This window comes from Halosimplex rarum, from assembly GCF_047715405.1.
GTDB lineage: Archaea > Halobacteriota > Halobacteria > Halobacteriales > Haloarculaceae > Halosimplex > Halosimplex rarum.
Genome location: NZ_CP180412.1, coordinates 3,172,867 through 3,191,352, shown reverse-complemented (window position 1 = coordinate 3,191,352; position 18,486 = coordinate 3,172,867). Strand labels below are relative to the sequence as shown.

Sequence of the window (18,486 nt, the reverse complement as noted above, 5' to 3'; positions counted from 1 at the left end):
ACGGCTCTGTCATCAGGACCGATCCGGTCACCGGGACAGTCCGGGAACCCTCGCGTCGGCGGTGACGCGGCGACACCGGTCGAGCACGCGGCGACAGCCGTCGGCCGCGGTCGAGATGGCCCCGGCGGCGGCGTCGGCAGCGGTGTGACCCAGGCGGCGACTACGGTTCGCGGCGGCGCGGCCAGCGGTCGCGGACCGCGACGCGACCGCGCCCAGTTTCCGGCGCCACCGCGACGGCGAGAGGAGGCTCGTGGTCGTGATCAGGCACACTGCGGCGAGCGTCGAGACGGTCGCGATCGACCGCAGGCGGGACGCCTGCGGGACGGCCCCCGCGGCCGCTCCCGGCTCGTCGGCGCTCGGCGTTGCGTAGGGATCGGGGTTCCGCAGGTCGGCCAGGACCCGCCGTGCGATGACTTCCGCGCCGTTGTCGAACTGCGGTTCCGGGGGTGGCGACGCGACGGCGTCGAGGACGTCGATCTGGTCCGGCGCGACCGCGAACCCGGTGACGTCGAAGCGCTCCAGCCAGTCGGCGACGGCCTCCTGCTCGTCGGTCGCCGGGTGGACGACGCAGGGCGTCCCCGCGACGGCCGCGTCCATGATCGTCGAGTAGCCGGAGCACACGACGACGTCGGCCCCGCGGATGTACGGTAACAGGGAGGCGACCGGGTCCCAGTCCTCGTCGGCCACGTCCAGCACGTCGTACCCCTGTCGGCGGAGGTGGTCCGCGATGCGCGACAGCGACGAGTAGTGGCTCGGGACGACCACTACGTCAGCGTCGTCCCGGGCCGAGGCGTCGCCGTCCAGCGCGACTGGCGGGATCCGCGTCGCCCGCTCGGGGTCCGCCGCCGATCCCGGCCAGACGACGGGGTAGAAGAACTCCCGGGCGGCCGAGAGCTGGAACAGGGTGTGGAATCGGGCGCCGGCCCGCTCGACGGCGTCGTCGTACAGCCCCGGCATGTCGTGTTTCAGCACGTACAGGGGGACGTCACAGCGGGTGGCCGCCATCGCCGCGAACATGTCGTCGGTGACCAGCGCGTCGGGTTCGGTCGCCGAGAGCCACGCCTGGTAGTCGGCGATCCGGCCGAGACTCGCCGGCAGGCTCTGGGTCGCGGCCTGCCACAGCGACCCGCCCTGATAGGTGTCGATGTAGTCGACGGTGGTCGGTTCGAACTCGTCGTACCCGTTGAGCGCGACGAACTCCCGGCCGGCGCCGCCGCCCGCCATCCGCACCGAGCCGCCGGCGGACTCGATCGCCTCGGCGACGGCCAACATCCGCGTCGCGTGCCCCGCTCCCTCGGGGTAGTGCGCCACGGCTACTGTCGGTGGCATTGCATCTCTACCGGAGCGTCACGGGATCCCGGCATATGTCTTGTGGGCGTCACCTGGCCACAGGGTTGGACGCCTCCGCGCCGGTCGCCACCGACCTAGCACACCGGTTTCGGGTCGACGCCCATCGCTTCGAGCGCGCCGACGTAGTCGTCGTAGGCTGCGTCGATCACCCGGACAGCGCCCCGTTCGGCGTGCTCCCAGTCGCTGTCGGTCTCGCAGGTCGAATCGATCAGGCCGATCCCCTCCTGCAGTCTCGCCTGCGCGCCGGACCGCAGGTCCCGGATCAGCTCCGCTCGGCCCTCGTCGGCCTCGTTGACGAAGAAGTTGATCGCCTGCAGGCGCGTCCGGTCGGCGACGAGGGGACGGCCGACGAAGCAGGCGGCCAGCCGCTCGACGGTCCCGTCGGTCTCGGCCAGGGCGGCGTGCAGCGGGTCGTCGTCGGCGTCGATAGTCGCGGCAGCGTCGGCGTCGTCGTTCGGCAGGGCAGCGAGCGACTCGACGACGCGGCGAAAGTGGTCGCCCTCGCGCTCGGCGGCGGTCTCGAAGGCCGACGCCGGGTCACCCACTTCCTCCTCGGCCCACCGCTCGAACGTGCCGCGGCCGCTCGCCGCTGATTCGGCGACCGTGCGGAGGACGGGTGCCCGTTCCAGGTCGGCGTCGGTCGCGGCGATCAGGTACTTGTCCGACCCGAGCCGGTCGAGTTCCGTCGCCCGCTCCTCGCGGACCGCGTCGACGAGTTCCTGGCCGTTCATGACCCGTCGTTGGGGCGCCGTGCAGGTATATGTACGGCCGGGGCACGCGACCGCTCGCGGATCGGCGCGGCCGATCTTTATGTCCCCGCCCGCCGTGGCCGAGACACAGCATGCAGGGAGTCGTCGAGATGCTCGTCGACGCGCTGGGCGCGCAGTCGCTGCTCGTCCAGGCGCTGGTCGGCGGCCTGGTCATCGCCGGGCTCAATCTGTTCGGCGCGTCGCTGGTGTTCGTCTGGCGAGACCCCTCCGAGCGGGCGCTGGACGGCGCGCTCGGCTTCGCCGCGGGCGTCATGCTCGCGGCGAGTTTCACCAGCCTCATCCTCCCCGGCATCGAGGCGACGCCGGGCGAGAACCCGCTGCCCGTGCTCGGCGGCGTCCTGCTCGGCGCGCTCGCGCTCGACCGCGCGGACGTGCTCGTCCCCCACGCTCACTACTTGCTGACGGGCAAGCGCCGCGACGACGCCGCCAACCCCAGTAGCGACTTGCCCGTCGACAGCGACCGCCTCACGTCGGTCGTCCTGTTCATCCTCGCGATCACGCTCCACAACATGCCGGAGGGACTCGCGGTCGGCGTCGGCTTCGGGTCGGCTGCCGCGGGCGAGGCGTCCATCGGGAGCGCGGTCGCGCTCATGCTCGCCATCGGCATCCAGAACATCCCCGAGGGACTCGCGGTGTCGGTCGCCGCCGTCAACGCCGGCCTCGACCGCCGCTTCTACGCGATGGTCACGGGGATCCGCTCGGGGCTGGTCGAGATCCCGCTCGTCCTGCTGGGCGCGCTCGCCGTCACGCTCGCGGCGCCGATCCTCCCCTACGCGATGGGTTTCGCGGCCGGTGCCATGCTGTTCGTCATCAGCGACGAGATCGTCCCCGAGACGCACCTCCGCGGCAACGAGCGGGTCGCGACGCTCGGTACCATCGTCGGCGTCGTCGTCATGCTCTACCTCGACATCTCGCTGGGGTGATGGGATTCTCGGCCGGTTCGGTCACTCCCCGTATTCGAGCGCGACCACGCGGCCGTCGCCGTAGCGGACGAGCAGTTCCTCGCCCGGGGTAGCGGTGAGATTCGTGGGCGTCGCGCCGGTCCAGATCGGGACGTCGCGCTGGTAGGTCGCGCGTTCGCTCCCCGTCTCCGGGTCGAGGACCGAGACCGTTCCACCGTTGGTCACTGCGACGAGCGACGGTTCTCCGTCGCCGTCCAGGTCCGCGAGCACGGCCGGCGGCGTGACCGACCCGTCGGCGGTCGCGAGCCGCGTCCGCCACTCCTCGCTCCCGTCGGCGGCGTCGAACGCCCGCAGGAGGCTCCCGGCTTCGCCGACGTAGGCCTCCGGCGCGCCGTCGTCGTCGGCGTCAGCGAGGGCACCCATCGACGGCGATCCCTCGGCCGAGCGGTGCCACGCGCGGGCGCCCGTCGCCCCGTCGAGCGCGACGACGCCGTCGTTCCCGGCGACAACGATCCTGACCTCGCCGTCGACGGTCGCGGCCGCGGCGTCGTTCGCGCCCACGCCGCGCCGCCACAGCACCGACCCGTCGGCGTCGTAGGCCACGGTCTCCTCCCTGCCGGCGACGACGACCTCCCGGGCGCCGTCGCCGTCGAGGTCGGTCACGACCGGCGACGCGTAGACGAGACTGGAGACGTTGCCGCGCCAGCGGACGGTTCCGTTTGCGGCCGCGACGACCACGTCGCCGGAGACGTCGCTGGCGACGATCTCCGGACGTGCATCGCCGACCACGTCTGCGACGACCGGTTGCGCGTAGCCGTACGCGCGCGTCGGGATTCGGAACAGCTCTCGGCCGTCGCTCGCCGCGAACGCGACGGTCGCGTTCTCGGTCGTCCCCGCCACGACTTCCGGCTCCCCGTCGCCGTCCAGGTCCGCGACCGCGGGCTTCGTCAGCGCGTGGCTGAAACAGCGCGCCGGCGGGACGCCCGCCCACCACCGGACACTCCCGTCGGCGGCGTCGAGCCTGGTGAGCGAGCACGAGCGGCGGGTGAGGTCGTCCTGTCCCTGGAGTCCGGTGACGGGCGCGACGACGACACCGTCGGCGGCACCGACGCCGTGGTGGTTGAAGTCGTTGTCCCGCGCGGTGTCGCTGACCCACAGCTCGGTCAGCGCGGCCCCGCCCCCGGGCAGGGTCCAGAACGCGACGGCGCCGGCGCCGGCGAAGGCGACGAGGAGGAGGACCAGCGCGGCGACCGTGCGGGTTCGCATCGTCCCCGCATCGCCGTCCAGCGGGCAAAGCCCTTCCGACGCCGTCGCGGGATTCGAGCGCCGTACCAGAGCCCCTTTGACCGCGCTCGGCCGAACCTCCGGCAATGGCTCGACCCCGGGGCAGTCGGCGCGCCACTCGCCAGGCGACCCGCCGCACGGTCGCCGCCGCAGTCGCGACGCTCGCGCTCGCCGCGGCCGCAGGCGTCGCGAGCGCCCACGAACTCGCGGCCCGCGAGTTCACCACTCCGGTCCCGCTCCCGCTGGTGTTCGCCGGCGCCGGCGCGACGGTCGCGCTCACCGCGCTCTGGCTGGGCGTCGCCGACCGGGGGTCCCCCGGGGGGCCGGAGCCGGCCAGCGACGAGTCCGCGCCGTCACGCAATTCGCGGCGGCGGACCGTCGCAACGCTCCCCGCGGCGCTCGTCCGCCCCGTCGCCCTCGCGGCCCGCGTCGGCTTCCTCGCGCTCTTTCTCGCCGCGCTCGTCCACGGATTGGTCGGCCGACAGGTCGCCGCGGAGAACCTCGCGACGCTCGTCCTCTGGCCGCTCGTCCTCAAGGGCGTCGGGCTGGTCGCCGTCGTCGCCGGGTCGCCGTGGCGCGCGCTCTCGCCGTGGGAGACGTGCTACGACGGCCTCGTCGCGCTCGAAGGCCGGGAGATCGCCGTTCTCGGGGACTACCCCGACCGACTCGGCGCCTGGCCGGCGGTCGCCGGCTTCGTCCTCGGCGTCGGCGTCCTGGAGAACCTGACCGTCGCGACGCGCTCGCCGGGGACGACCGTCGTCGTCGCCGCGAGCTACGCCGCGGTCATGCTCGCCGGCGGTGCCGCGTTCGGCAGGGAGTGGTTCGCCCGGGCCGACGCGCTCGCGGTCCTGTTCGCCCTCCTCGGCCGGGTCGCCCCGACTTCTATCCGTCGGACCGACGGAGGCGCCCTCGCCGTCGCCCTCCGCGCGCCGTGGACGGGCGTCCGCGCCCCGCTCGCGGACCCGTCGCTCGCCGCGTTCGTCGTCGCGGCGGTGTACACGGTCAGCTTCGACGGGTTCACCGCGACGCGCACCTACCGCGCCCTCCTCGCGGCGACCCGCGACGCCCTCGGGATCGGCGTCGCGAGCGTCGCCCTCTACGCGCTCGGGCTGGTCGCCTTTCTCCTGAGTTTCGCCCTCGCGGCGGCGCTCGCGGAGCGACTCGGCGCCGGGCCGGCGGCCGATGCGTCCCCGCGACCGCGGTGGCTCGACGCCGCGGTCGGCTTCGGCGGGACGGTCGTCCCCATCGCGGCGGCCTACGAGGTGGCTCACAACTACCCGTTCGTGGCCGCGAACCTCAGTGGCGCCGTCGCCGTTGTCCGAGATCTCGCCCGCGGCACCGAGGGCGACGCGGTCAGGCTGCTCGCCGGGGTGTCGGTCGAACTGTTCTGGGGGTCGCAAGTCGCGCTCGTCGTCGTCGGCCACCTCGTCGCGGTGGTCGCCGCGCATCAGGTGGCGACCGAGCGCTACGGGACCGGGTCGGCCGCTCGCCGCGGTCACGCCCCGTTCGTCGTCGTCATGGTCGGCTACACGGTGCTCTCGCTGTGGATCGTCTCCCGGCCGCTCGCGGGGTGACTCGGAGGACCCGTCTGGATCAGAACCGGTCGAGAAGCGACCGACTTAGGTACGGACGGCGACTAGCAGCGGTGTGACACCGTTCCGTCCGGTCGCCCACGCCCCGCCCTCCCCGGACCCGATGCTCCTCGGCGTCCACCTGCTCGCGGGCGTCGGCTCCGGCCTGTTGCTCGCGCTCGGCGTCGCGGCGCTCGGCCAGCGCGGCTCGCGCTCGTACCTGCTGGTCGTGCTCGCGCTGGTCGCGCTCCTCGCCCGGACTGTCGTCTCCGGGCTGGCGATGTTCGGGCCGCTCGGCCCCGAACTCCACCACTTCGCCGAGCACGCCCTCGACGCGATGCTCGCGACCTTCCTGCTCGGCGCCATCTACTACGCGCGGACGACCGAGCCGGTCGCGCCGGGTGACCCCCGATGACCGGGACCGACACGCGCGCCCGGATCGCCGCCCACGTCACGGAGAACCCGGGGGTGTACTTCAGCGAACTCGTCCGCCAGCTCGACCTCGCGCCGGGGCAGGTCCAGTACCACCTGCGCCGGCTCAACGACCGGGTCGATTCGGCGGAACTCTACGGACGAACGCACTACTACCCGCCCGACTGCGGCGACTTCGAGCGGCGCGCGCTCGCGGCGCTCACCCGGGAGACGGCCGCGGACGTCGTCGTCACGCTCCTCCGCCGGGGGCCGAGCCCGCCCGGCGAGGTCGCCGAGGCGATCGACGTCGCCCGGAGCACGCTGGAGTGGCACCTCGACCGGCTGACCGACCTCGGGATCGTCGCCAAGCGCCGCGACGAGCGCGGTCGCGTGACGCTCGTGCTCGAACGGCCCGAGGAGACGGCGCGGCTACTCCGCACCGTCGAGCCGTCCCTGCCGGACCGGCTGGTCGACCGATTCACCAGGCTGGTCGACCGGCTGCTGGCGGAGTGACGCCGTTGCTCCGCGACTGATCCGTGCCACTTGCGCGGCTTTCGAGGCACCGACCAGAACCCCCTTGTCGCACCGGTCGCTAGACCCGGCGATGCCACCCAGCCGTTCCCGCGGCGTCTCACGCCGGGAGTTCGTCAAGGCGGCCGTCGCCATCGGCGGCGCGTCCGCGCTGTCGGCCTGTCTCGACCGGGAGGACCCGGATCTCCCGCAGGGCCCCGACGACCTCTCGGGCACCCCGCGCCGCCAGCACGCCTGGAACGCCTCCCTCTCGACCGACGACCACGGCAACCACCTCCAGCCGCGCCACCACCTCCTCCTGTACCTCGACTACGCCGGCGACGGGCCGCCCTCCGACGGCGACCGCGACACCGTCGAGTCCGCGCTCCGGTCGCTGGAGCGGTCCTATCCGCGGCGCACGGACGACGGCGAGGTCGGTCTGCTGTCCACTGTCGGGTACTCGCCGGCGTACTTCGAGCGGTTCGACGACGGGCTCCCCGACGGCGTCGACCTGCCCGCGCCGGAACCGCTCGCGCCCTTCGAGGACCCGGCGCCGGACGAACCGGACGCCGTCGTCCACCTCGCCAGCGACTACGGATCGGTCGTTCTCGCCGCAGAGGAGGCGCTCCTCGGCGAGCAGTCGACGCTCAACGGCCGCGAGATGGACGCCGACTTCTCCGGCGTCTTCGAGCGGGCGTCGCTCGCCGAGGACGGCCCGAACCGCCGGACGGGGTTCATCGGCGCGGGCCTCCCCGCCGAGAACCAGGACGTCAACGGGGTCCCGGACTCCGAACCCGTGCCGGACGACAGCCCGCTCTACATGGGGTTCAAGTCCGGCTTCGAGGGCAACCAGGCCAGCGAGGACCGCGTGACCATCTCCGAGGGACCCTTCGCCGGCGGAACCACCCAGCACGTCTCGCAGATCCACCTCAACCTCGGCCAGTGGTACGAGCAGGACAGCCGCGAACAGCGCGAGGCGACGATGTTCTGCCCGGCCCACGCCGACGAGGACCGAATCGAGGGCGTGGGCGACAACCTCGGCACCGACACCGGCGTCGAGGCCTGCGCCGAGGACCTGGACAGCGACGCGCGCGAGAAGGGCGTCGTCGGCCACTCCCAGAAGACCGCGACCGTCCGCGAGGACGGCTCCCCCATCATCCTCCGCCGGGACTTCGACTCGACCGACGGCGGGCAGGCCGGCCTCCACTTCCTCTCGCTGCAGTCGAGCATCGAGGCGTTCGTCCGGACCCGCGAGGCGATGAACGGGAGCGACCTGGCCGAGGACACCGCCGTCCGCCAGCGCGCGAACAACGGCATTCTCCAGTACATGTCTGTCCGCCGGCGCGGGAACTACCTGCTCCCGCCGCGCGAGTACCGGGCGCTGCCCTCCCCGCGGCCCGGGGAATGAGGGCCGCGGCCGTCCGAGTGACCTCGTCCCCTCGAAATCACCCCGGCCCGCTCGAAATCACCGGACGACGGACCGCCGTTTCGAGAGCCCTACCAGAAGTCGCTTTTAGGTACGGCCGTTACGAGCGGACATGCACAGACGACGCTTTCTCGCGGCGGGCGCGGCCGCCGCGTCCGTGGGCCTCGCGGGCTGTCGGTCGCTCTTTCAGACTCGCTCGGCCCGGTCGCCCCCGATGGTCGAGGACCGGCCCGACGCCGTCTATATCCCGAGTCACGTCGAGGGCATGGAGATGGTCGGGATGGCCGACGCGGGCGAGTGCAAGGTGGCGCTCACCTACAGCTTCCCTCACCGCTTCTGGCGCGCCGAGGGCGACGGGTTCGAGAAGATCGAGATCCAGGGCAGCGACACCGTCCACCTCATGACGACGGTCTGGGACCCCGAGACGGGGGCCGTCGTCCCGAACGGCGCCGTCACGACGACGATCACGAAGGACGGCGAGACGCTCGCCAGCGGGAAGACGCTCTGGCTGATGCTCTCGCAGAACATGGGCGTGCACGCCGGCGACAACCTCGAACTCGACGGCGACGGCACTTACGACGTGGAGGTGTCCGTCCCCCCGCTCTCGGCCCGGCGGACGGGCGCGTTCCGCGACCGCTTCGACGAGCTCGCGACCGCCTCGTTCACGATGGAGTTCTCGCAGTCGACGCTCGAGGAGGTCTCCTTCGAGCGACTGCAGGACAGACAGGGCGAGCGCGCCGCCCTCGAACCGATGGAGATGGACATGGTCCCTCTCGCGCGGGCGCCTGCGACCGAGGATTTGCCGGGGACGGTCGTCGGCGAGGCGACGAGCGGCGACGCGGTCTTCGTCGCGACGCGGCTGGAATCGCCGCCCGCCGGGTTCGTCGAGTCCGGGGAGTCCGACGGCACGGACGCCCCGTCGACCGACGGCGGCGAAGGCACCTACCTCGCCGTCTCGGTGCGGACGCCGTACAACCGCTATCCGATCCCCGCGGCCACGGTGTCGGCGACGGTCACCCGGGACGGCGACGCGGTCTTCGACGACGACCTCGCCCAGACGTTCGACCCGGATCTGGGCTACCACTACGGCGCCGTCGCCGACGTCCAGTCGGGCGACGAACTGACGCTCTCGGTCGGTGCGCCGCCGAAGATATCTCGTCACGAGGGCTACGAGACGGCGTTCGTCGACTTCTCGGAGATGTCGATGACCGTCGGAGAATAGCGGTCACCGCTGGGACGTCGAGCGCGGTTCTACTCGATGCGTCGAGTCACGGACTTACGGACCGGTTTCGAACGCATACTGGACGTCGAAGTGGGTGTCGCAGGCCGGACAGCAGGTCGGCGACTCCCCGTCGGCGTCGGCGGGGTCGTCGACGACGGTGCTGCCCCCGGGCAGCGGCACCCCGGTCGGGTGCTCGCAGTCCGGGCACGAGACCATCTCGCTGGTGATCGCGCTGGCACTGTCCACCCGGGAGCCGCGTTCGAGTGCGGACATCTTGCTCCGTACTTCGACACCCCGGTCGATAACGGTCCCTCCAAAACGTTTTGGGACGGCCGCTCCCGTCCGGGAGTTCGTGGAACGTCGCACGCCGGCGACGAAATCCGTCCCGTAGGCTTTTGTCGGAACCGGCGGAACCCCCGGGACGAGTGAGCGACTGATCGCATGACGGGACCGGATCGCGACGATGGCGACGTCAAGGCGCTCGTCAGGCGCCACTGGAACGGCCGGGCGGCGACGTTCGACGACGAGAGCTACCACGGGATCCACACGGACGCCCAGCGCGAGCGCTGGCTGTCGACCCTCCGTGGGTGGACGGGCGACGAACCGCTTCGGACGCTCGACGTCGGCTGCGGGACGGGCGTCGTCTCGCTGCTGCTGGCGGCGCTGGGCCACGACGTCACCGGCGTCGACTTCGCGCCGGCGATGCTCGAACGGGCGCGGGCGAAAGCCGCGCGAGCGGGCCTCTCGGTCGCGTTCGCTCGCGGCGACGCGGAGCGGTTGCCCGTCCGGGACGACGCCGTCGACCTCCTCACCGCTCGTCATCTCGTGTGGACGCTCCCGAACCCCGAAGCGGCGATCCGTGAGTGGCGGCGTGTCGTCGAGCCCGGCGGGCGAATCCTCCTGGTCGAGGGGTTCTGGGACCACGACGAGCCGTGGGACGAGTACGAGGAGGTCCACGGCGACCTGCCGATGTACGACGGGCGACCGCCCGCGGCGATGCGCGAGAGCCTCGAATCCTGCGGCCTCCGGTCGGTCGACCACGAACCGCTCGTGGACCCGGTGCTGTGGGGACGCGAACCCCGCCACGAGTACTATCTCGCCGTCGGCACGGTCCCCGAGTGAGTCGGCGGACCCACGCCGGCTGAGTACTCGGCGGATCCACGCCGGCTGAGTACTCGGCAACGGTCCGGAAAGCACTGTTTTGTGATACCATACCACACTTCCGATCGGGATGGAACGAGGCGCCGAGTGGGAGCAGCGGGCCGTCCGCGAGCGGTGGGAGGAAGTAGAGCGGCGGCGGCGCGCCGCGAGGCGGCTGCGAACCGGCGCGGTGCTCGTACTCGGCGGGCTCGTCGTCACGCTCACGGCGGTGCCCGCGGAGGCCTGCGTGGAACAGGGCGCGTGGCCCCACGGCTGTACCGCCGTCGTGCCGGCGGCGACGCGCGCGCTCTTTCTCGCCGTCGGTCCGATAGCCGCGGTCGGGGGGCTGTGGATCTGCTGGCGGGCGCTCACCGAGTGAGTGAGCACGGCAGTAGGGCGGACGGTCCCGGCGCGGGACGCGACGGCGTCACTCGCCGCCGATCAGGGGGACGGCTCGCGTCGAGCGCAGGTGGTCGACGCCGCCGACGAGGACGAGGACGACGCCGAGGGCCGACACGGCGAGGTGGGTCTCGCGGAACCAGAACGGCACCTGCGCGACGCTCCCCTGGATGCCGGCCACCGCGAGCGAGAGGACCGGGATCCCGTCGCCGGTCGGACCGCCGACCGAGTCGGACGCGTTCATCTGCGGGAGCGGGGTCCTCGTCGGGGTCGCGGTGCCGTTCCCGTCGGCCGGCGTCTCGCTGTCGCCGTCGTAACTGCCCGCGAACTCGCCGTACGGCAGGCGGTCGGCCTCGTAGGGGATGCCCGACCCGGTCTCGACGTGCTCGTCGACCGGAACGCTCCAGACGGTTTCGCCCTGCGGGTTCACCTCGACGACGCGCATGTTGCGCGAGTCGGTGATCAGCGTGTTCCCGTTGGGGAGGCGGTCGGCGTCGCGCGGCCAGAAGAGTTCGAGCCCGCTGGCCTCGTCGACGACCCACGCGGGTTCCCAGCTGCCGTTCTCGGTCCGGTGGAGTTCGACGACGCGGTCGTTCTCGCTGTCGGCCACCAGCACCGCTCCGTTCCCGAGCCACTGCGGGTTGTGCTGTTCCTTGATCACGTCGGGGTCGCCACAGCGCACGTCGCCGTCGCCGTCGGCGTCGACGAGTCGGTCGCTCTTGAGGCAGTTGTCGTCGCTCGTCCCGGTGTCCTCGTTGATCACCTCGACCACGCCCTCGCCGCGCTCGACGACGAGGATCTGGTTGGCGTTGCGCACCGAGACGAGGAAGCGACCGTCGCCGATCGTGTCCACGTCGTTGATGTGGAGCCAGTCGCGGCTGGTCGGGTCCTCGGGCGCCTCGTAGAACTCGCTGGCGCGCCACTCCCAGACCTCGGTGCCGTTCTCGACGACGACGACGCGCTCTGCGTCCATGTCGGTGTAGACGATGCCGCCGTTCCCGGTCGTGTCCATCGCGTGGACCTCGCTGTTGGTGATGGTCCCGACGGGGAAGCTGTACTCCGAGAGGATCTCGCCGCTTCCGGGATCGATGATCCGGTAGCCCGTCCGGGCACAGGGGGCCGTGAGGTCGCCGCACTCGTCGGAACTCTCGTTGGCGAAGGCGGCGAGGACGCTCCCGTTGTCGAGCATCGAGACCTCGAAGTAGCCGTCCGCCTGCGTGTTGCGCCACGCGACGTCCCCGCCGTCGTAGCCGAGGACGCTCCCGTGGGTCACCCACCCGCCCTGGACGCCGACGAGCGTCTGCGGCGAGTCGGGGAGGGAGGCGTCCGTCGGGGTCGAGCCGTCCGACCCGTCCGGTATCGGCGTTCCGTCGGAGGGTGACGGGGTCGGGGTCGACGCGCCGACGCCGCCGACTGAACGGTCGGGAGCGGTCGCGGCGCCGACGGCCATCGTCGCGACGACGAGACCGACGCCGAGCAAGACCAGCGCACTACCGCGCGAGACGTCCATCGTGGCACGTGTGTCCGATTCGTCGGCGAATAAGCCTTCGGGTAGTGGATTCATGCTCGTCGAATCCGGGGACGGTTCACGCGGACTCGTAGGGCCAGTTGGGGTCTCGGGGCTCGTCGGGGTCGCGAGTGTTGGGCGCCGCGCCCTCGACGCAGGCGCCGTGCTCGCGGAAGTTGTCGCGGGCGTCGCTGAGCGCGACGTTGTTGGCGTCGCTGACGTGCTCGGCGTCGCCGAACTGGGCGGGGTCGTCGACCCAGTCGCAGACCGGACACAGTTCGTACGAACCGGGCCGACCGGGCGGGAGCGTCTGGTACCCGCAGCACGGGCAGTATCCCAACTCCCGGGCCGCCGGGTTTCCGGGCAGGTCAGCCATGGCCGATCGTACGGTCGCTCGACCGATATCTGTGACGCCGCCTCCGGCTCGCGCCCCCGCTCGGCGGCGCCGCGATCGCGGTAGCGCGTCGCCGGCGAGTCACGAGACGTCGCGCGTTTTCAGGAGGCCGTCGCGTTCCAGTTCGGCCGCGACGCCCTCGGGGAGGAACTGGGAGTCGGCGGGGCTGTCGTAGCTGAGCCACCCGTCGCAGGCGTGGTAGGCGGCGGCCTCGCCGTCGAACTCGTCGGGGCACTGGTTGTCCTCGTCCAGGCGTCCGACGACGTTGTGCAGGAGTTCGTGGACGGCGATGAACGTGCGGTAGCTCGTCCCGTCGAACTCGGTGTGATACTGCGTCGCGACGAGCGAGAACGTGCCGGGGGTGGCCGCTCGGCCGGCGAACTCGGCGTCGACGTCGGCCAGCAGCATGCGGTGGTACGCGCCGCTCCGGTTGCCCATCGCGTCGCCGCCGTAGCGCCGCTTGAGGTCGAAGTAGTCCCGGTCGTTCGAGACGGTGATCGACTCGTTGATCCGGTTCTGGTCGACGTGGAGGGCGACGCCGGTCGAGCCGTCGGGGTTGCCGACGGGCATCGACCCCCACGCCTCCTCGAAGCGGTCGAGTTCCCCCTCGTCGAACGCCGCGGCGTTCTCGCTCACGGTGACCTGCAGGTAGAGGTCTGCGCGCGCCGGGTCGGCGTCAGGGAGGGGCGCCCCGCTCTCGGCGACGCCGGCCACTTCCTCGCCGTCAGAGAACCCGTCCCGATCCGTGTCGGCGACGGTCAGATTCGTCCCGAGGTCGACCTCTCGACCGTCCGCGAGGCCGTCCCCGTCGGTGTCGGCCACCAGCGGATCCGCACCGAGGTCGAGTTCCCGCCCGTCCGCGAGGCCGTCCTCGTCGGTGTCAGCCGCGGTGGCGTCCGTCCCGAGTTCGAGTTCCCGCGCGTCGTCGATGCCGTCGGCGTCGCTGTCCGCGGCGGTGGCGTTCAGCCCCCGGTCGACCTCCCGATCGTCCGAGAGGCCGTCCCCGTCGGTGTCGACCGCGGTGGCGTTCGTCCCGAGTTCCACCTCGCGGCCGTCGGAGAGGCCGTCGCCGTCCGTATCGGCGACCGTCGGGTCGGTCCCGCGGTCGACCTCGGTCCCGTCAGCGAGTCCGTCGCCGTCCGTGTCTGCCAGCGTCGCGTTCGTGCCGAGTTCGCGTTCGCGGGCGTCCGGTAGGCCGTCGGCGTCACTGTCGGCCGCGGTCGGATCGGTGCCAGTCTCCGCTTCGCGACCGTCGGTCAGTCCGTCGCCGTCGGTGTCCGCGACGGTCGGATCGGTGCCGAGTTCGACCTCTCGACCGTCCGCGAGGCCGTCGCCGTCGGTGTCGGCGACAGTCGGATCGGTGTCGTACTCGTCGCGTTCGGCGGCGTCGTCGAGGCCGTCGCCGTCGCTATCGGGGACCGGTGTCGCCGTGGGGACAGCGGTCGCGGTTGCGGTCGGCGTGCCCGGGGCGGTATCGACGGTCGCGGTGGCGGTGGTCGGCGCCGGTAGTTCGGCGTCGGCCGGCGATTCCGCGGAGGGGCTGTCGGCGGCGGAACTGTCGTCGAGCGGGACCGCGCCGGTGAGAACCAGTGCCGCCGCCGCGCCGACGACGAGGACGGCGACCAGCGCGACCGTGGGTCGTCGCATCGTCGGACAATTCGGATTGGTAGCCAAGTACTTGTCGGCGACGCCGGCGGCGCGTCGCCCGGTCGAGCCCGCTGAACATCCCGCAAGTACCTTTAGGGCCGCGGCAGGCGGCGATCCGGTATGCCCGACGCCGACCGGCCGAACGTCGTCTGGATTGCGATGGAAGACACGACGCCGCGCCTGGGGTGTTACGGTGACGACCTCGCCCGAACGCCAAACATCGACGGTCTCGCGGCCGACGGTCGGCGCTACCCCAACGCGTTCTCGACCGCGCCGGTCTGCGCGCCCAGCCGTGCCGCCATCATGACCGGCTGTCACCAGAACGCCGTCGGCGCCCACCACATGCGGACGACCCACACCAACGACGACGCCCCCCAACTCCCGACGCCCTACGAGGCCGTGCCGCCCCACTACGTCACCGCCGTCCCCGAGTACTTCCGGCAGGCCGGTTACTACTGCACGCTCGACGAGAAGGCCGACTACCAGTTCGGCACCCCGTTCACGATGTGGGATCACCACGGGTCGGGCGCCGACTGGCGGGACGACGCCCGCGACCCCGACCAGCCCTTCTTCGCCATGTTCACCAACGGCGTCACCCACGAGAGCGGCCAGTGGGACCCGACCGAACCGGGCACCGACGACCAGTTCGGCGGCGCAGTCGCCGACCACGAGACCGACCCCGCCGCCGTCGAGGTGCCGCCCTACCTGCCCGACACTGAGGAGACGCGTCTGGCCATCGCCCGGCAGTACGACAACGTCGCCCGCTCGGACGAGTGGGTCGGGGATCTCCTCGACCGGCTCGACGCGGACGGACTGGCAGCGGACACCATCGTCGTGCTCTGGAGCGACCACGGCGAGGGGCTCCCCCGGAGCAAGCGCTGGCCATACGACGGGGGGATCCACGTCCCCCTCGTCGTCCGCTGGCCGGGCGAGGTTGACGACGGGGGTGTCGACGACCGACTCGTGAGCATGATGGACCTCGGTCCGACGACGATGGCCGCCTGCGGCCTCGACGTGCCCCAGTACGCGGGCGGTCGGCAGTTTCTCGGCCCGGACGCCACGGAGCGCGAGTACGTCTTCGCCACGCGCGACCGCTACGACGAGTCCTACGACATGGTCAGGGCCGTCCGCGACCACCGGTTCAAGTACGTCCGCCACTACCGCCCGGGGACCCCCTACCGCCAGTGGATCCCCTTCCGGAACCGCCACCCGGTGATGCGCCAGATCCTGGAGCGCGCCCGAGAGGGCGAACTGGAGGGCGCCGAGCAGTGGTTCGACGCCCGTCGGCCCGCCGAGGAACTCTACGACCTCCGCGCGGACCCCCACGAGGTCGACAACCTCGCAGGTGACTCGGAGTATTCGGACACCCTCCAGCGGTTCCGCGACGCACTGGACGAGTGGCGTGAGCGGGTCGACGACGCCGGCGACGTCGCCGAGGCCGAGATGGTGTGGGAGCGCTACCGCGGCGAGGAACAGCCCAAGACCGCCGCGCCGCGGTTCGTCGTCAACGCGCCCGACCACGACGAGCGCGAGGCCAGAACAGACGGGCTGAGCTTGGAAGCACCGGCGACCCTCTCACTCTACTGCGCCACGCAGGGCGCCTCCGTCGCCTACGCGTTCTCGGAGGAGCTGGTCGACGACGACGGCAGCGACCCGCAGTGGACCCTCTACACCGGTCCGGTCGACCTGCCAGCGGGTGAGACGATCGTCCGCGCGAAGGCCGTCCGGTACGGGTTCGAGGAGAGCGAGCCGCAGGTGGGGGCGTTCACGGTCGCGGAGTGAGCGCTCCCGGAGTCGCCGTCAGAAAAGCTATCCGTCCGCGCGGCAAACCCAAGACCGATCGGACGAACAGCATGACAGACGACACTGACCGGCTGACGGCGGACGGGCGCGCGGGGGACACCGAATCCGTCGGGGACCTGGTCGAGAAGATACGGTCGCTCGACGACGACGAGGAACGCAGCCAGGGGATCCTGCTGGACCAGCTCTCGGAGGTCGAAGAGCGCCTGCTCGCGTTCGGACGGGCGCTGGGGGGCGACCCCGAGACCGTCGCGGACCTCCCTTTCACCGAGGAGGCGGGCACCGACCAGATGCCCGAACCGCTCTACGTCCGCCACGACACGGAGATGCTCAACCAGGTGACCGGCTGGCTGCTTCAGGAACAGCACATCGGCCTCGTCAGCCACTACGGCACCGGCAAGACGGCTTTCCGCGAGATCGTTCGCCGCGACCTGGGCGAACACGACGACTTCGTCGTCGCCATCCTCGACAACCCGCGCGAGACCACGCCCCGCAAACTCTACGCGACGATCCAGACGACGATCGAGGCGGCGGGCTACGAGATCGAGGACCGGGACTACTGGCAGACCCGCGACGGCGTCCCGTGGGCGACCGAAGACGCGAAAGAAGCGGCCCGCGAACTCGTCGAGGAGGTCCGCGCCGACGGGAAGACCATCTTGCTCCTCGTTGACGAGATCGAGGTCCTGCCCGCCGAGATTCTCTCGACGTTGCAGGTCGCGGGCGACATGGGCGTTCGACTCTTCCTGATGGGGACGCCCGAGGGGAAAGAGCGCGTCGCCGACCTCCGCGGGACGCTCGACTCCCGACTGCGCTACTACGAGGGGATCGAGCCGTTCGACGCCGAGGACATCGCCGAGTACATCGCCCGCTCGTTCGCCTACTTCCGCGGCGAGCCCTACGAGGACCAGCCCGCGGAACTGTTCACGGAGGCAGCCATCCGAGACGTCGGGGAGCGCAGCGAGGGCATCCCGCGGGAGGTCCGCATCGAGTGCCGCGAGCTGTTCACCCGCGCCGCGTTCGTCTGGTACCGCACCGGCCAGGAGATCGACCGCATCCAGATCACGCCCGAACTTCGCCACCGGCGGTTCGGGATGGGTCGATAGCGACCCGGGTCACCCCGGGCGCCCGCGACGGGATCCGGGTGGCACGGCGGTCCGACTCACCGGACGAGCCCGCGATATTTCGCGAGTTCGCCGGCCAATTCTCGACTCTCCAGTAACGCGAACCCGGCGACGATGACGCCGAAGCCGAGCAGTGTCACCGGTTGCACCCGCTCGGCGAGGAACAGCCAGCCGACGACGAGCGCGACGACTGGCGTGAGGTACGTCACGAGGTTCGCCTTCAGCGCACCCACTTCCGCCATGAGCGTGAGATACAGCACGAACCCGATCGCGCCGGGGAAGACGCCGAGGTAGCCCACCATCCCGATCGCCAGCGGCGTCACGCGGACGGCTGCCAGCGACTCGCCGATCGCGACGGCGAACCCGACCTGGATCGTCGCCCCGATCACCATCGCCCAGCCGGTCAGCGCCGGGATCGGCATCTCGGGCCGACTCCGCCTCACGAGGACCGTTCCGAGGGCGACGACGCTGACGCCGACGAACACCAGCAGTTTGCCGACGACGGCCGGGTCGACGAGCGCCGACGGGTCGGGCCGGACGATGATCGCGACGCCGAGGAACCCGAGGAGCACCCCGAGGTAGTCACGACCGGCGAGTCGCTCGTCTGGGAGGAGCGGCCAGGCGAGCAGACCGGTGACGATCGGGGACAGGCTGAAGATGATGGCGGCCACGCCGCTCGTGATGAACTGCTGGCCGACGAATCCGAACCCGACCCCGCCCATCAGGAACGCGCCCCCGGTCAGCACGGCCGCCCAGTCCCCCCGGGTCCGCGGGGTCCGATACTCCGCGGTGAGACCGACGTACCCCAGGAGGAGCACCGCGGCGAGGTAGTTCCGCGCCGCGACGAACAGCAGTGGCGGGAGGAAGTCGAGCCCCGTCTTGACCGCCGGGAACGCGGTCCCGTAGACCACCGTGACGACGGCGAACAGGGCCAGCGTTCGCGACCGGGACATACCGCTCGACCAGTTCTCACGCGGTGTTAAGTAACGGGGAGATACCACCGAGTCCGACGGGCGTTGTCGCAGCTTACGG

Annotated in this window: 18 protein-coding genes; 10 read left to right on the top strand and 8 right to left on the bottom strand. The window is 71.6% G+C overall.

The window, feature by feature from the left end; translation table 11 throughout:
• Nucleotides 1–27: 27 nt before the first annotated feature.
• Nucleotides 28–1,329, bottom strand: coding sequence for a glycosyltransferase (locus ACMGFH_RS15275; protein WP_415379308.1), 1,302 nt, complete (start codon nucleotides 1,327–1,329; stop codon nucleotides 28–30).
• Between the two features lie 95 nt (nucleotides 1,330–1,424).
• On the bottom strand, nucleotides 1,425–2,081 hold the full coding sequence (locus ACMGFH_RS15270) for a rubrerythrin family protein (protein ID WP_415379307.1): 657 nt from the start codon (nucleotides 2,079–2,081) through the stop codon (nucleotides 1,425–1,427).
• A gap of 110 nt (nucleotides 2,082–2,191) precedes the next feature.
• Between ACMGFH_RS15270 and ACMGFH_RS15265 the strand changes: the two genes are divergently transcribed.
• Entirely contained in the window at nucleotides 2,192–3,043 is an 852-nt protein-coding gene (locus ACMGFH_RS15265) for a ZIP family metal transporter (protein WP_415379306.1), read from the top strand.
• Nucleotides 3,044–3,064: 21 nt separating this feature from the next.
• On the opposite strand, the gene ACMGFH_RS15260 is transcribed toward ACMGFH_RS15265, so the two are convergent.
• Nucleotides 3,065–4,288: a PQQ-binding-like beta-propeller repeat protein gene (locus ACMGFH_RS15260; RefSeq protein ID WP_415379305.1), complete on the bottom strand. Its 1,224-nt coding sequence runs from the start codon at nucleotides 4,286–4,288 to the stop codon at nucleotides 3,065–3,067.
• Nucleotides 4,289–4,392: 104 nt separating this feature from the next.
• Between ACMGFH_RS15260 and ACMGFH_RS15255 the strand changes: the two genes are divergently transcribed.
• The 5 genes from ACMGFH_RS15255 to ACMGFH_RS15235 all read left to right on the top strand — a co-directional run bounded on the left by ACMGFH_RS15255 (nucleotide 4,393) and on the right by ACMGFH_RS15235 (nucleotide 9,446).
• Entirely contained in the window at nucleotides 4,393–5,880 is a 1,488-nt protein-coding gene (locus ACMGFH_RS15255; RefSeq protein WP_415379304.1) for a hypothetical protein, read from the top strand.
• A 73-nt stretch (nucleotides 5,881–5,953) separates the two neighbouring features.
• The gene (locus ACMGFH_RS15250; RefSeq protein ID WP_415379303.1) at nucleotides 5,954–6,292 is read left to right on the top strand and encodes a hypothetical protein; all 339 of its coding nucleotides are present in this window, start codon (nucleotides 5,954–5,956) and stop codon (nucleotides 6,290–6,292) included.
• Nucleotides 6,289–6,801 (top strand): winged helix-turn-helix transcriptional regulator, encoded by a 513-nt coding sequence (locus ACMGFH_RS15245; RefSeq protein WP_415379302.1) that lies wholly within the window; start codon nucleotides 6,289–6,291, stop codon nucleotides 6,799–6,801. Before ACMGFH_RS15250 ends, ACMGFH_RS15245 begins: the two co-directional genes overlap by 4 nt.
• Before the next feature lie 91 nt (nucleotides 6,802–6,892).
• Entirely contained in the window at nucleotides 6,893–8,206 is a 1,314-nt protein-coding gene (locus ACMGFH_RS15240) for a Tat pathway signal protein (protein ID WP_415379301.1), read from the top strand.
• A 130-nt stretch (nucleotides 8,207–8,336) separates the two neighbouring features.
• Nucleotides 8,337–9,446, top strand: a complete 1,110-nt coding sequence (locus ACMGFH_RS15235) for an iron transporter (RefSeq protein ID WP_415379300.1) — start codon at nucleotides 8,337–8,339, stop codon at nucleotides 9,444–9,446.
• A 54-nt stretch (nucleotides 9,447–9,500) separates the two neighbouring features.
• On the opposite strand, the gene ACMGFH_RS15230 is transcribed toward ACMGFH_RS15235, so the two are convergent.
• Entirely contained in the window at nucleotides 9,501–9,719 is a 219-nt protein-coding gene (locus ACMGFH_RS15230) for a hypothetical protein (RefSeq protein ID WP_415379299.1), read from the bottom strand.
• A gap of 168 nt (nucleotides 9,720–9,887) precedes the next feature.
• Here ACMGFH_RS15230 and ACMGFH_RS15225 point away from each other — a divergent pair, with 168 nt between their 5' ends.
• Together ACMGFH_RS15225 and ACMGFH_RS15220 are read left to right on the top strand one after the other, a co-directional pair.
• Nucleotides 9,888–10,568 (top strand): class I SAM-dependent methyltransferase, encoded by a 681-nt coding sequence (locus ACMGFH_RS15225; RefSeq protein WP_415379298.1) that lies wholly within the window; start codon nucleotides 9,888–9,890, stop codon nucleotides 10,566–10,568.
• A 109-nt stretch (nucleotides 10,569–10,677) separates the two neighbouring features.
• Nucleotides 10,678–10,965: a hypothetical protein gene (locus ACMGFH_RS15220; protein WP_415379297.1), complete on the top strand. Its 288-nt coding sequence runs from the start codon at nucleotides 10,678–10,680 to the stop codon at nucleotides 10,963–10,965.
• Nucleotides 10,966–11,013: 48 nt separating this feature from the next.
• Here the strand turns inward: ACMGFH_RS15220 and ACMGFH_RS15215 are convergent, their stop codons facing one another.
• From ACMGFH_RS15215 to ACMGFH_RS15205, 3 genes are all read right to left on the bottom strand, one after another.
• Nucleotides 11,014–12,495, bottom strand: coding sequence for an aryl-sulfate sulfotransferase (locus ACMGFH_RS15215; protein WP_415379296.1), 1,482 nt, complete (start codon nucleotides 12,493–12,495; stop codon nucleotides 11,014–11,016).
• A 76-nt stretch (nucleotides 12,496–12,571) separates the two neighbouring features.
• On the bottom strand, nucleotides 12,572–12,868 hold the full coding sequence (locus ACMGFH_RS15210; RefSeq protein WP_415379295.1) for a CPCC family cysteine-rich protein: 297 nt from the start codon (nucleotides 12,866–12,868) through the stop codon (nucleotides 12,572–12,574).
• A 99-nt stretch (nucleotides 12,869–12,967) separates the two neighbouring features.
• Complete coding sequence (locus tag ACMGFH_RS15205; protein WP_415379294.1) at nucleotides 12,968–14,533, bottom strand: hypothetical protein; 1,566 nt, start codon at nucleotides 14,531–14,533, stop codon at nucleotides 12,968–12,970.
• A 120-nt stretch (nucleotides 14,534–14,653) separates the two neighbouring features.
• On the opposite strand from ACMGFH_RS15205, the gene ACMGFH_RS15200 reads away from it, so the two are divergent.
• Nucleotides 14,654–16,315: a sulfatase-like hydrolase/transferase gene (locus tag ACMGFH_RS15200; protein WP_415379293.1), complete on the top strand. Its 1,662-nt coding sequence runs from the start codon at nucleotides 14,654–14,656 to the stop codon at nucleotides 16,313–16,315.
• A 71-nt stretch (nucleotides 16,316–16,386) separates the two neighbouring features.
• Nucleotides 16,387–17,436, top strand: a complete 1,050-nt coding sequence (locus tag ACMGFH_RS15195) for an AAA family ATPase (protein WP_415379292.1) — start codon at nucleotides 16,387–16,389, stop codon at nucleotides 17,434–17,436.
• 56 nt (nucleotides 17,437–17,492) lie between these two features.
• Here ACMGFH_RS15195 and ACMGFH_RS15190 read toward each other — a convergent pair whose 3' ends face one another.
• On the bottom strand, nucleotides 17,493–18,407 hold the full coding sequence (locus ACMGFH_RS15190; protein ID WP_415379291.1) for a DMT family transporter: 915 nt from the start codon (nucleotides 18,405–18,407) through the stop codon (nucleotides 17,493–17,495).
• Nucleotides 18,408–18,486 lie beyond the last annotated feature (79 nt).